General features: G+C 69.7%; 12 protein-coding genes and 2 pseudogenes. 7 read left to right on the plus strand and 7 right to left on the minus strand.

The genetic code is table 11. The features are described 5' to 3' along the window. Positions 1-66 precede the first annotated feature (66 nt). The 4 genes from AB3K78_RS00510 to AB3K78_RS00525 all read right to left on the minus strand — a co-directional run bounded on the left by AB3K78_RS00510 (position 67) and on the right by AB3K78_RS00525 (position 1,915). A complete protein-coding gene (locus tag AB3K78_RS00510; protein WP_416447272.1) occupies positions 67-390 on the minus strand; it encodes a metal-sensitive transcriptional regulator in 324 nt (107 codons plus the stop codon). A 51-nt stretch (positions 391-441) separates the two neighbouring features. Continuing rightward, complete coding sequence (locus AB3K78_RS00515; protein ID WP_416445212.1) at positions 442-801, minus strand: hypothetical protein; 360 nt, start codon at positions 799-801, stop codon at positions 442-444. Continuing rightward, positions 783-1,358, minus strand: coding sequence for a hypothetical protein (locus AB3K78_RS00520; RefSeq protein ID WP_416445214.1), 576 nt, complete (start codon positions 1,356-1,358; stop codon positions 783-785). The genes AB3K78_RS00515 and AB3K78_RS00520 overlap by 19 nt, the downstream gene beginning before the upstream one ends. A 104-nt stretch (positions 1,359-1,462) precedes the next feature. Further along, positions 1,463-1,915, minus strand: coding sequence for a GNAT family N-acetyltransferase (locus AB3K78_RS00525; RefSeq protein ID WP_416445216.1), 453 nt, complete (start codon positions 1,913-1,915; stop codon positions 1,463-1,465). Between the two features lie 134 nt (positions 1,916-2,049). Here AB3K78_RS00525 and AB3K78_RS00530 point away from each other — a divergent pair, with 134 nt between their 5' ends. The 3 genes from AB3K78_RS00530 to AB3K78_RS00540 all read left to right on the plus strand — a co-directional run bounded on the left by AB3K78_RS00530 (position 2,050) and on the right by AB3K78_RS00540 (position 5,757). Then, positions 2,050-3,489 carry a sugar porter family MFS transporter gene (locus tag AB3K78_RS00530; protein WP_416445218.1) on the plus strand — a complete coding sequence of 480 codons (1,440 nt, stop codon included), beginning with the start codon at positions 2,050-2,052 and terminating at the stop codon, positions 3,487-3,489. A gap of 70 nt (positions 3,490-3,559) precedes the next feature. Continuing rightward, positions 3,560-4,330, plus strand: a complete 771-nt coding sequence (gene nagB / locus AB3K78_RS00535) for a glucosamine-6-phosphate deaminase (protein ID WP_416445220.1) — start codon at positions 3,560-3,562, stop codon at positions 4,328-4,330. A 212-nt stretch (positions 4,331-4,542) separates the two neighbouring features. Further along, positions 4,543-5,757 (plus strand): NADP-dependent isocitrate dehydrogenase, encoded by a 1,215-nt coding sequence (locus AB3K78_RS00540; protein WP_416445222.1) that lies wholly within the window; start codon positions 4,543-4,545, stop codon positions 5,755-5,757. Between the two features lie 99 nt (positions 5,758-5,856). On the opposite strand, the gene AB3K78_RS00545 is transcribed toward AB3K78_RS00540, so the two are convergent. The 3 genes and pseudogenes from AB3K78_RS00545 to AB3K78_RS00555 form a co-directional block, all read right to left on the minus strand. Next, entirely contained in the window at positions 5,857-6,420 is a 564-nt protein-coding gene (locus AB3K78_RS00545) for an ATP-binding cassette domain-containing protein (RefSeq protein WP_416447273.1), read from the minus strand. Next, positions 6,396-6,671: pseudogene (locus tag AB3K78_RS00550) on the minus strand (ATP-binding cassette domain-containing protein); the annotation flags it as partial. The pseudogene AB3K78_RS00550 and the gene AB3K78_RS00545, both read right to left, overlap by 25 nt. A gap of 7 nt (positions 6,672-6,678) precedes the next feature. Beyond that, a pseudogene (locus AB3K78_RS00555) lies at positions 6,679-7,746 on the minus strand (FecCD family ABC transporter permease); the annotation flags it as partial. A 132-nt stretch (positions 7,747-7,878) separates the two neighbouring features. Between AB3K78_RS00555 and AB3K78_RS00560 the strand changes: the two are divergent. The 4 genes from AB3K78_RS00560 to AB3K78_RS00575 all read left to right on the plus strand — a co-directional run bounded on the left by AB3K78_RS00560 (position 7,879) and on the right by AB3K78_RS00575 (position 12,706). Further along, positions 7,879-9,069 carry a heme/hemin ABC transporter substrate-binding protein gene (locus tag AB3K78_RS00560; protein WP_416445224.1) on the plus strand — a complete coding sequence of 397 codons (1,191 nt, stop codon included), beginning with the start codon at positions 7,879-7,881 and terminating at the stop codon, positions 9,067-9,069. 51 nt (positions 9,070-9,120) lie between these two features. Then, complete coding sequence (locus AB3K78_RS00565) at positions 9,121-9,798, plus strand: LytR C-terminal domain-containing protein (protein ID WP_416445226.1); 678 nt, start codon at positions 9,121-9,123, stop codon at positions 9,796-9,798. 181 nt (positions 9,799-9,979) lie between these two features. Then, positions 9,980-11,599, plus strand: a complete 1,620-nt coding sequence (gene groL / locus AB3K78_RS00570; protein WP_416445228.1) for a chaperonin GroEL — start codon at positions 9,980-9,982, stop codon at positions 11,597-11,599. Between the two features lie 279 nt (positions 11,600-11,878). Continuing rightward, on the plus strand, positions 11,879-12,706 hold the full coding sequence (locus AB3K78_RS00575; RefSeq protein ID WP_416445230.1) for a type IV toxin-antitoxin system AbiEi family antitoxin domain-containing protein: 828 nt from the start codon (positions 11,879-11,881) through the stop codon (positions 12,704-12,706). Positions 12,707-12,732 lie beyond the last annotated feature (26 nt).

The following is a 12,732-nucleotide window of genomic DNA, read 5'->3' on the forward strand; positions in this document are numbered from 1 at the left end:
ACGACGGAGCCCGGCATGCCGCATCGGCGTGCCGGGCTCCGTCGTCGTCCGGAGCGCTGACCGCCCTCAGCGCACGAGGCGCGCGATCGCGTCCGAGGCCTCCTTGAGCTTCTCCTCGGCGATCGCGCCGCCCTCGGCGGCGGCGTGCGAGACGCAATGGCTGAGGTGGTCGTCGAGCAGGGCGAGCGCGACGCGCTCGAGCGCCTTCGTCGCGGCGCTCACCTGCGTGATCACGTCGATGCAGTACGAATCCTCTTCGACCATGCGCTGGATCCCGCGCACCTGGCCTTCGGCCCGGCGCAGCCGTTTCAGCAGGTCGTCCTTGTGCGCGTCGTAACCGTGGGTGTGGCCGTCCACCGGCTCGGTCGTCCCGATCTCCGCGATGCTCATGTGCGCCTCCCGCGTTTGGTGCATGGCGGCAGAGTACACCCCCGAGGGGTATCAGTCGAGACGGGTTCGCCGAGCGCGCAGCACCTCTCCCAGCCCGCCGAGCACCAGGATCGCGACGGCGGTCCAGATCGCGATGTAGGTCGGCCATTCGCCCGTCGCGATGGTCTCGCCGAGCAGCAGCGAAGCGACGACGAGCAGCGCCGGTTCCGCATAGCTCAGGAGGCCGAAGAGGCTCATCGTGAGGAGTTTCGACGCGAGGATGTAGAGGAGCAGCGCGAACGCCGCGAACAGCGCGAACAGCGGCGCGGTCCATCGCAGCGTCGGATGCTCCGCGAACGCGCTGCCGTTCGCGATCTCGATGCCGAGCACCGCCGCGGCCAGCGGGAGCACCGTCAGCAGCTCCCAGAACATTCCGCCGATGTGCCCGGTGCCCATCGACCGGCGCAGCACGAAGTAGACGGGGTACCCGAGGGCGACGAGCAGCGTCTCCCACGATACTCCCCCACGCGGACGATCTCCCAGACGACGCCGGCCGCGGCGACCCCGGCGGCGACCCACTGCCACCAGCGGAGGCGGTCGCGGTACAGGAACTTGCCGATCACGACGAGCACGAGCGGGAGGAGGAAGTAGCCGAGTGCGACGTGCAGACCGCGTCCGTGCAGCGGCGCCCATCCGAACACCCACAGCTGCGCGCTGAGCGTGAGCCCGCAGACCAGGATCCCGAGCAGTGCGATCGGTCGGCGACGCACCAGGGATCCCACCTCGACGATGAGCGCGCGGCGGCGCATCGCGAGCAGGGCGAGGCCGACGAAGGGCAGCGTCACGAGGGCGCGGACCGCCCAGATCGCCTCCGCCGGCAGCGGCGCGAGCAGCGGGGTCGCGAAGTAGAGGATCGCGAAGCTCACCGATGAGCCGAGCGAGACCAGTACGCCGCGGGAGAGCGGCGGAGCTGCGGCGGGGGAGGTCATGGGCGATCCAAGCGGGTCGTGCGGAACAGGGGAGTGCGCTGGCCCGGAATGCACCGGCGCCCCGGCCCTGCGTGGGCCGGGGCGCCGGTGTGATCCGGACCGGATCAGAGGTCGATGGCGCCGATGACCTCGCCGTACTGGGTCTCGCCGACGGGCACGAAGCCCATGCGCAGGAAGAACACCTCGGGGCCGTCCTCACCGCGTTCCCAGAGCACGGTCAGGCGGTCCACCCCTCTCCGGCGCGCCTCCTCGATCAGTGCGGCGACGGCGAAGCGGCCGACGCCCATGCCCTGGGCCTCGGCGTCCACGTTGATGCGCCACAGCGCCGCTCGGAACTCCTCTTCCTTGGCGTCGGGGTCGAAGTTGCCGTGCACGAACCCGACCACGCGGTCGCCGTCGAGCACGACGCGCTGCCAGGCGGAACCGACCGGCGTGACCGCTGCAGCTGCGGAATAGGAGACGGGCGTGACGAATTGCTCCTGGCCGGGCTTCAGGCCCAGGCTGTTCACGGCCACGATCGTCGCGGCGGACAGTTCTTCGAGTCGCAGCTGGCTCATGTACTCAGGCTAGCGCTCCCGACGCGATGCGCAAGTGGTGCGCGGCAGACCTGCAGGATCGCCGTACGATGAGTGGGTCTCCGAGCCTTCGGCGCGGATTCCCGCCGAAGGACCGAAGCACAGGAAGGGCGCGCATGGGGCTGCTGCACGAACTCAGGACCTCCTCGAGGACCGCGCTGCTCGTCGCGGTCGCCGCGGCGACGGTCGGCATCATCTACGGCTACGACTCGTCGAACATCGGCGGGGCGCTCGACTTCATCGCCAAGACCTTCGACATCCGCAGCGAGGCCGAGAAGGGGGTGCTCACCTCCTTCGTGATCTTCGGCGAGATCGGCGGCGCCCTCGTCGGCGGCTCGCTCGCCAACCGATTCGGGCGCAAGCGCATGATGGTGCTCGTCTCGGCCACCTTCGCGCTCTTCTCCCTCGCGTCGGGACTCGCATGGGACGTTCCCTCGCTCGCGATCGCCCGCGTGCTGCTGGGCGTCTCGATCGGCATCTCGATCGTGGTCGTGCCCATGTACGTGGCGGAGTCCGCGCCGACCAGGATCCGCGGGGCCCTGCTCGTGATGTACCAGGTCGCGACCGTGGTCGGCATCATCTTCGGATACCTGCTGGCCTGGGCGCTCGCCCCGACCGAGAACTGGCGGATCATGCTCGGCGCGGCTGCGGTCCCCGGCGTGCTCATCACGCTGCTGCTCCTGCGCGCGCCCGATACGCCCCGCTGGTACATGATGCGCGGACGCGTGGCGGAGGCGACCCGGGTGCAGACCCTCATCGAGCCGGACGGGGACGTCGCCGGCGAGATCGCCTCGATGCAGCGCGAGCTCGACGGCGGCTCGGGAGCGCCCTCCCTCGGCAGGGGCCTCGCCGAGATGCTTCGGAAGCCCTACCTCAGGGCGACCGTCTTCGTCGTGCTGCTCGGCTTCTTCGTCCAGATCACCGGCATCAACGCGATCGTCTACTACAGCCCTCAGATCATCAAGGCGATGGGCTTCGCCGAGACCGACCACATGGCGATCTTCGGCCTGCCGGCCCTCGTGCAGGTCATCGGCCTGATCGCGGTCTTCGTGTCGATGTCGCTCGTCGACCGCATGGGCCGGAGGCCCGTGCTGCTCACCGGCATCGGGATCATGGTGGCCGCGGGGATCCTGATGGTCGCGACCTTCGGCTTCGGCGCGGGCGGGCAGGATCCGACGAACGTGCGTCTCGACGGGGGCTTCGTGGCGCTCGGCTTCCTCGGCCTCGTGCTGTTCAACGTCGGCTTCACCTTCGGCTTCGGCTCGATGATCTGGGTGTACGCGGGCGAGGCGTTCCCGTCGCACCTCCGAGGGCTCGGCTCGAGCACCATGCTCACGAGCGACCTCGTCGCGAACTACATCGTCGGCGTCGCCTTCCTCCCGCTGCTCAAGCTCACCGGCGGGGCGGGGGTGTTCGCGGTCCTCGGAGCCTTCGCCGTGCTCGCGTTCCTCTTCGTGCTCAGGTTCGCCCCCGAGACCAAGGGGCGACCGCTCGACGACATCCGCCTGTTCTGGGAGAACGGCGGCAAGTGGCCCGCCGAGAATCGGGCCGACTGAAAATCGGGCAGACTAGAGGCACGCCGGGCCTGGGCAGAGCGCCCGGCACCACTACGAAAGGCATGTGCGCATGCAGGTCATCATTGTCGATACGCCCGAAGAGGTCGGGCGCGCCGCCGGCGAGCGCATCGCCGCGGTCATCCGCCGCAGCGCGTTCGCGGTGCTCGGAGTGGCCACGGGATCCTCGCCCCTCGGCGCATACGCCGAGGTCGCGCGTCAGGTCGCCGAGGGATCCCTCGACACGGCGGGCGTCAGCGCGTTCGCGCTCGACGAGTACGTGGGGCTCCCGCTCGACCACCCCGAGAGCTACCACTCGGTGATCCATCGCACGGTCACCGAACCGCTGCGGCTCGACCCGGCCCGGGTCCACGTGCCCGACGGAACGGCGCCCGACCTCGATGCGGCCTGCGCCGACTACGAGCGCCGCATCCGCGAGGCGGGCGGCGTCGACCTGCAGCTCCTCGGGCTCGGCGCGAACGGCCACATCGGCTTCAACGAGCCGACCTCGTCCTTCGGGTCGCGCACGCGTCCCAAGACCCTGGCGCCCAAGACACGTCAGGACAACGCGCGCTTCTTCGACTCGGCCGACCAGGTGCCGGTGCACTGCCTCACCCAGGGGCTCGGCACGATCCTGGACGCGCGCGAGTTGCTTCTGGTCGCGCAGGGGGCGGGCAAGGCCGATGCGGTCGCCGAGATGATCGAGGGTCCGCTGTCGAGCCGCTGTCCGGCGAGCGCGCTGCAGCTGCATCCGGATGCGACCGTGATCGTCGACCGTGCAGCGGCGGCGAAGCTGGAGCTCACGGAGTACTACGAGCACGTGCTCAAGAACCTCCCGGCGTAGCCGCCGCGTCCTCCCGGGCCGGCACAGACGCGCGCGACCGCCCTCCAAATATCTCGACGTCGAGATACCCGGGAAACTTGGGTAGACTGTCGGTGGTCCCAACGGATCCACCGACGACGGCGATCCGGAAGGCGCTGCTGTGCGCGGTTCCGGACGGAGCGACACGCACCCGCCGCCGTCCCACACCACTCACCACAGAACCGGGAGACGCGTTGGCGAAGATCAAGGTTGCAGGCACGGTCGTCGAGCTCGACGGCGACGAGATGACGCGGATCATCTGGCAGTTCATCAAGGACCGCCTGATCCACCCGTACCTCGATGTCACGCTCGAGTACTACGATCTCGGGATCCAGCACCGCGACGAGACCAACGACCAGGTCACGGTCGACGCGGCGCACGCGATCCAGAAGCACGGCGTCGGCGTCAAGTGCGCCACCATCACCCCGGACGAGGCCCGCGTCGAGGAGTTCGGCCTCAAGCAGATGTGGCGCAGCCCGAACGGCACGATCCGCAACATCCTCGGCGGCGTGATCTTCCGCGAGCCGATCATCATCTCGAACATCCCCCGCCTGGTGCCCGGCTGGAACAAGCCGATCATCATCGGCCGTCACGCCTTCGGCGATCAGTACCGCGCGACCGACTTCCGCTTCGCGGGCGAGGGCACCCTCACGGTGGAGTTCACCCCGAAGGACGGCTCGGAGCCGCAGAAGTTCGAGGTCTACCAGTCCCCGGGCGACGGCGTCGCGCAGGTGCAGTACAACCTCGACGCGTCGATCCGCGACTTCGCCCGAGCCTCGCTGAACTACGGCCTGTCGCGCAACTACCCGGTCTACCTCTCCACGAAGAACACGATCCTGAAGGCCTACGACGGCCGCTTCAAGGACATCTTCCAGGACATCTACGACACCGAGTTCAAGGAGCAGTTCGAAGCCGCTGGCCTCACCTACGAGCACCGCCTCATCGACGACATGGTCGCCTCGGCCATGAAGTGGGAGGGCGGCTACGTCTGGGCCTGCAAGAACTACGACGGCGACGTGCAGTCCGACACCGTCGCGCAGGGCTTCGGCTCGCTCGGCCTCATGACCTCCGTGCTCGCGACGCCGGACGGCAAGGTCGTCGAGGCAGAGGCCGCGCACGGCACCGTGACCCGCCACTACCGCCAGCACCAGCAGGGCAAGCCCACCTCGACCAACCCGATCGCCTCGATCTTCGCCTGGACCCGCGGGCTCGCGCACCGCGGCAAGCTCGACGACAACCAGGCGCTCATCGAGTTCGCGCACACCCTCGAGGACGTCGTGATCAAGACCGTCGAGTCGGGCAAGATGACCAAGGACCTCGCGCTCCTCGTCGGCCCGGAGCAGAGCTTCCTCACCACCGAGGAGTTCCTCGCCGCGATCGACGAGAACCTGCAGGCGCGACTGGCGTAACCCGCCGGGCCGACCAGGCGTCGGCATCGCGATGAAGGCCGTGTCCCTCCCCGGGGCGCGGCCTTCGTCGTTGCTGCGAGGGTTCGCGGCGCAGCGCGCTCAGGAGCGCAGCGGCAGCACGATCCCGCGCCCGGTCGTCGGGTGGGGGATCACCTCGACGGGGGTGTCGTACACCTCGGACACCGTCTGGGCGGTGAGCACCCGCTCGGGCGTATCGCAGGCGACGATGCCGCCGCGCTTCAGCAGCGCGATCCGGTCGGCGTAGGCCGCCGCGAGATTCAGGTCGTGCAGCACGACGAGTACGGCGTCGCCCGCGCGTGCGCGCTCTCGCGCCATCGACAGCACCGCCTCCTGGTGCGCCAGGTCGAGCGCCGCGGTCGGCTCGTCGAGCATGAGCACGCCGGTGCGGCCCGCGAGCACGCGGGCGAACGCGGCGCGGGCGCGCTCGCCGCCCGAGAGCGACGGCACCCGTCGGTTGCCGAGGTGCGCGACGTCCGCCGCGGCCAGCGCTTCCGCGATGGCCGCGTTGTCGTCGTCCTCGCGGGGGTGCGCCGCCAGGGCGCGCGGCCCATCTCGACGATCTGGTGCACGGTGAAGGGGAACAGCAGCTGCTGATCCTGCAGCAGCACGCTGCGGCGGCGCGAGAGCTCGGGCAGCGACCACTCGCCCAGCGGCCGGTCGCCGAACCGCACGTGGCCGCCGTCGGGCTCGACGTCGCCGCAGAGCAGGCTGAGCAGCGTGGACTTGCCGGCGCCGTTCGGGCCGAGCAGCGCGAGCACCTCGCCGGCGCGCAGTTCGAGGGAGACCCCGTCGAGCAGCGGACGGCCGCCGCGCACGAGTCGCACGGACTCGGCCGCGCACACGATCTCGCCGGCGGGGACCCGCTCGGGCAGCACCAGGGCACGCGCGGCCATCACCCCCACCCCCGCTCCGCTTGCGCGTCCGTCGCAGCAGCCAGAAGAAGAACGGGCCTCCGACGAGCGAGGTGAGCATGCCGATCGGCAGATCCGACATGGGGACGATCGTGCGGGCACCCAGGTCGGCGAGGGTGAGCAGGAGCGCGCCGCCCAGGGCCGAGGCGGTCACGAGCGGGAGGTGCGCGGGCCCGAGGATCATGCGCATGAGGTGCGGGATCACGAGTCCGACGAAGGCGATGATGCCGACGAACGCGACCGCCACGCCGACGAGCAGTGCGACGAGCACGATCACGCCGACGCGGAGCAGCTCGACGTTGACCCCGAGGTGGCGGGCATTGCGCTCGCCGAGCGAGAGCAGGTCGAGCTTGCGCGCGACGAGCCACGCGACGATCAGGCCGATCGCGACGACGGGAGCCACGATGAGCACCTGGGACCAGCGGCTGCCGGCCATGCTGCCGAGCTGCCAGAACACGATCTGCTCGCGCGACTGGGTGTCGCCGAGGAAGGTGAGGAGCGCGATCCCCGCGCCGGCGACGGCGTTGACCGCGATGCCCGTGAGCACGAGGGTGACGACCTCGGTCTTGCCTTCGGATCGGCTCATGGCGTACACGAGCAGGGTCGCGGCGAGGCCTGCGGCGAACGCGAACACCGCGATGGTCCACTCGCCGAAGATCGAAATGCCGAAGACGATGCAGAGGCCGGCCCCGACCGCGGCTCCCGACGAGATGCCGATCACGCTGGGCTCGGCCAGCGGATTGCCGAAGATCGCCTGCATGAGGAGGCCGGATACGGCGAGCGCTGCGCCGACGAGCGCGGCCATGGCGACGCGAGGGAATCGGATCGCCCAGAGGGTCTGATCGCCTGCGGGGTGGTCGGGCAGCGGCAGCCAGTCGATGCCGATCCGGTGGAGCAGCGAGCCCACGACCTGGTCCGGCGGGATCGCGAGCTGCCCCGTTCCCGCGGAGGCGATGAGGGCGACGATGAGCGCGATCCAGAGTCCGACGAACAGTGCGGTCGTGGTCGCTGCATGCCTCGATTTCCGCGTGGCCGCGGCTTCGTGGTGCAGGTTCATTTCTGGGGGAGGGCCTTACTCGGCTGGCGCAGCGATCCCGGCGAGGGACCGGGAACCCGGTCCCGGGTTCCTCATATCTATCTTAGGCTAGGCTAACTTGGTCGTCAGATCTGGAGGTGTGCGATGCCCCCGATGCGCCGAACCACCCGTGCGCACCGATCCCGGACGCGGGCAACCGCGCTCCTCGCGATCGCGCTGGCCGCTTCACTCGGCCTCGCCGGCTGCCAGACCGGCGGCGACCCGAAGGCGTCCTCCGGTCAGGAGAAGATCGAACTGCCGCCGCTCTCCTCGCTCACCCCGATCGCGAACCCGCGCACGGTCGAGGGGCCCGCCACCGCGGTGATCGGCGGACCGAGCCTGCCCCCGCTCACGGCGAAGGCCGAGGCGAAGCTCCCCGTGACGGTCACCTCGCACGATCCCGGCGGCGACCGCCGGGTCGAGGTGAAGGACACGTCGCGCGTGATCGCGCTCTCGCTGACCGGGACCGTCGCCGAGCTGGTCTCCGCGTACGGGCTCACCGACCGGCTCGTGGGGCGCGACGTCTCGACGAAGCTCCCGGGCACCGAGGACCTGCCCGTGGTGACGAAGTCCGGTCACACGATCGATGCCGAGAGCGTGCTCGCGCTGAACCCGACCCTGATCCTCACCGACGGATCCATCGGCCCCACCGACGTCGTGCTGCAGCTGCGCGACGCGGGCATCACGGTCGTCACGGTGACCCGATCCACCGACCCGAAGAGCACCGATACCGCCGCGAAGGAGATCGCAGCGGCGCTCGGCGTCGCGCCGCTCGGCGACGAGCTCACCGCGCAGCTCGACGCCGCCATCGCGGCGAAGGAGGAGGAGATCCGGCCGCTGGTGCCGAAGGATCCCGCGAAGCGACCGCGCGTCGCCTTCCTCTACCTGCGGGGCACGGCCGGCGTCTTCTACCTGTTCGGGGAGGGCAGCGGTGCGGACAGCCTGATCCAGGGGATCGGCGCGGTCGACGTGGCGAAGGAGATCGGCTGGGTCGGCGAGAAGCCGATGACCAGCGAGGCGCTCATCGCGAGCGACCCCGACGTGCTGCTCGTGATGACCGGAGGGCTCAAGAGCGTCAAGGGCGTCGACGGGCTGCTGGCCGCTCAGCCCAGCATCGCGCTCACGCAGGCCGGCAAGCATCGTCGCATCATCGACGTGGACGACACCCTCGTGTTCGCCGGGGGACTCGGTACCCCGACGTGCTCGACGGCCTCGCGCGCGCGATCTACACCGACGGATCCTCCCGGTCGTAGACCGCGGATCCCTACCCGGAACCTGGCAGGCACCACGTGTACTCTGTGCTGAGTGCTGGGCGGCTGCTGGCTGCCCGACACCGGACGACAATGGGAGACAGGCGTGACGGGTGAACTGACGGAGGCTTCGAGCGCGACTCGACGCCCCAATCGGCTGCCGGAAGATCGCTTCGACCGGGTCCACCACACCCGCAGGGCTGGGGCGCACCGACTCGTCGCGCGCCCGCGCACCTTCTGGACCTACGCGGTCGCCGCGCTCGTCGGCACCGCGATCTGCGCCACCGCCGGCATCTTCGCGCTGCAGGCGGCCAGCAGCACGGGCGAGGTCAGCCTGCCGACGGGCAAGACGACGCAGACCACCACCGAGGCCGCGAAGCTCGATCCGAAGGCGACGGTCGCCGTGATCAACGGCACCCCCATCGACGAGCTCGCCGGCGGCGTCGACAGCGTCATCACGAAGCAGAAGTGGGGCCAGGTCGGGTTCTCGGGCGACGCCGCGAAACGCGACGTCAAGATCTCGGCGATCTTCTACTCCGCCGATGCGGACCGCCCGGCGGCCGAGGGGCTCGCGAAGAAGCTCGGCGGCCTCTCCTCCTACAAGTCGTCGAGCTACGACAGCTACCAGGTGAAGCTCGTCGTGCTCCTCGGCGCGGACTACGCGGGGCCCGGCAAGGCCGAGGCCGCGAAGATCGTGAGCGGGCAGACCACGGCTCCGGACCGCGGCGAAGGGACGACGACCCCGTCGACCGGCACCGGCGAGGAGCAGGCTCCGGCCCAGTAGCCGCAGAGGTTCGCTCAGCGTTCTCCCGGTGTTCGCCGAGCGCGAGCGTCTCCGCTTGCACTCCCCATTGGTGAGTGCCAAGATTGGCTTAGCACTCGGTTCAGCCGAGTGCTAACACCCAAGTGCTTCAGGCGACGCGCTCCCGCGCTCGCCCACCACGACCGACCGGGAGGGTCGACACATGGCAAAGATCATTGCGTTTGACGAGGAAGCGCGTCGCGGACTCGAGCGGGGTCTGAACATCCTCGCCGATACCGTCAAGGTGACGCTGGGCCCGCGCGGCCGCAACGTCGTGCTCGAGAAGAAGTGGGGCGCCCCCACGATCACTAACGATGGCGTGTCCATCGCCAAGGAGATCGAGCTCGACGACCCCTACGAGAAGATCGGCGCGGAGCTCGTCAAGGAGGTCGCGAAGAAGACCGACGACGTCGCGGGCGACGGCACCACCACCGCCACCGTGCTCGCTCAGGCGCTCGTGCGCGAGGGCCTCCGCAACGTCACCGCCGGCGCTGATCCCATCGCGATCAAGAAGGGCATCGAGAAGGCCGTCGCCGCCGTATCGGCGAAGCTCCTCGAGAACGCCAAGGAGATCGAGACCACCGACCAGATCGCTGCGACCGCTTCGATCTCGGCCGCTGACGAGCAGATCGGCAAGCTGATCGCCGAGGCGATCGACAAGGTCGGCAAGGAGGGCGTGGTCACCGTCGAGGAGTCCAACACCTTCGGCACCGAGCTCGAGCTCACCGAGGGCATGCGCTTCGACAAGGGCTACCTCTCGGCGTACTTCGTCACCGACGCCGATCGCCAGGAGGCGGTCTTCGAGGATCCCTACATCCTCCTCGTCAACAGCAAGGTCTCGAACATCAAGGACCTGCTCCCCGTCGTCGATCCCGTGATCCAGTCGGGCAAGCAGCTCCTCATCATCGCCGAGGACGTCGAGGGCGAGGCGCTCGCCACCCTCGTGCTCAACAAGATCCGCGGCATCTTCAAGTCCGTCGCGGTCAAGGCTCCGGGCTTCGGCGACCGTCGCAAGGCCATGCTGCAGGACATCGCGATCCTCACCGGCGGCCAGGTCATCTCCGAGGAGGTCGGCCTCAAGCTCGAGAACGCCACCCTCGACATGCTCGGCACCGCCCGCAAGGTCATCATCACCAAGGACGAGACCACCATCGTCCAGGGCGGCGGCGACGAAGAGGCGATCCAGGGTCGCGTCCAGCAGATCCGCCGCGAGATCGACAACACCGACTCGGACTACGACCGCGAGAAGCTCCAGGAGCGCCTCGCGAAGCTCGCCGGCGGCGTCGCCGTCATCAAGGCGGGCGCGGCCACCGAGGTCGAGCTCAAGGAGCGCAAGCACCGCATCGAGGACGCCGTCCGCAACGCCAAGGCTGCGGTCGAGGAGGGCGTGCTCGCCGGTGGCGGCGTCGCGCTCATCCAGGCCGGTAAGGACGTCTTCGGCAGCCTCGAGCTCTCGGGCGACGAGGCCGTCGGCGCCAAGATCGTCAAGGCGGCCATCGAGGCTCCGCTGCGCCAGATCGCCGCGAACGCCGGCCTCGAGCCGGGCGTCGTGGCCGACCGCGTCGCGAACCTGCCCGTCGGACACGGCCTCAACGCCGCGACCGGCGAGTACGGCGACCTGATCGCCCAGGGCATCCTCGATCCCGCCAAGGTCACCCGTTCGGCGCTGCAGAACGCCGCGTCGATCGCCGGCCTGTTCCTCACCACCGAGGCCGTCGTCGCCGACAAGCCCGAGCCCGCTGCCGCGGCTCCGGCCGATCCCGGCGCAGGCATGGACTTCTAAGTCCTCACCGCGAAGCGGGGTCGCACCTTCGGGTGCGGCCCCGCTTTTGCGTTGGGGTGGGTTTGCCGTTCGCGCGGTGTATTTGCGCTGGCGCGGTGCGGGAGCGGCCGAAGCGGTCCGACTGAGCGGAAATCCACCGTGCCGCTGGCGCGGCCGCCTGGAGAAGCCTGGGCCGCAGTCGTCGCTCCCAGCGCGCATCGAGAGCCGATCTCGCGTCCGCGTGCCTCTCACCTGTGGACCGTCCCGTGTGCGCGCTCCTGATTCGCGACACTGTGAGGCATGAACCTGCACTCGATCCTCCGCCAGGCCGGCGGCCTCATGCGCGTCGGCGATCTCGAGCGCTGCGGCATCCCGCGCTATCGCCTGCGACTCGCGTGCGAACGCGGGGAGATCACGCGGCCCCAGCGCGGATGGGTGGCAGCTCGCGACGCGGACCCCGAGCTGCTGTTCGCGGCGCGTCACGGGGTGGTTCTGACTTGCATTACGGCCGGTCGTCGGGCCGGGCTCTGGCAGGTCGACGAGCCCGTTCCGCACGTGGCGGTGCGGGCCCGCGGTTCGCGTCGTCCAGCGGTCCCTGCGACGGTGCACTGGAACAGGCCGGTCCGATATCGGGAGCCGTTCCTGCTCGTCGATTCGCTCGAGAACGCGCTCGCCTGCGTCTCGACCTGCCAGCCTCACGAGGCCGCCTTCGCGATCTGGGAGTCCGCGTTGAATCGCAGGCTGACCACACGTCGATCCCTCGAACGGTTCCCGTTCACGGGCCGGGCTCGGCGGCTTCTCGAGACCTCGACGGCGCTCTCCGACTCCGGGTACGAGAGCGTGGTGCTGGGGCGCCTCCGAACCCTCGGATTGCACGTGGTCGCGCAAGCGCGAGTGCTCGGCCATCGGGTCGACTTCCTCATCGGAAGCCGAGTGGTGCTGCAGATCGACGGGAGCACCCACACGGGTCGGCAGAGAGACAGCGACAATCGGCACGATGCACTGCTGCAGCGGAACGGGTACGCGGTGATTCGCGTGAGTCCGCGCGAAGTGAACGAGGAATGGTCCCGAGTGCAGCAGGAGATCCTGGACCTGCTCTCTCAGCTCGAGCCGAGGCGTCGTGCATGACGCCGGTAGAGCGACGCCGGGTGCCG

This window comes from Leucobacter sp. HNU, from assembly GCF_047946755.1.
Classification (GTDB): Bacteria; Actinomycetota; Actinomycetes; order Actinomycetales; family Microbacteriaceae; genus Leucobacter.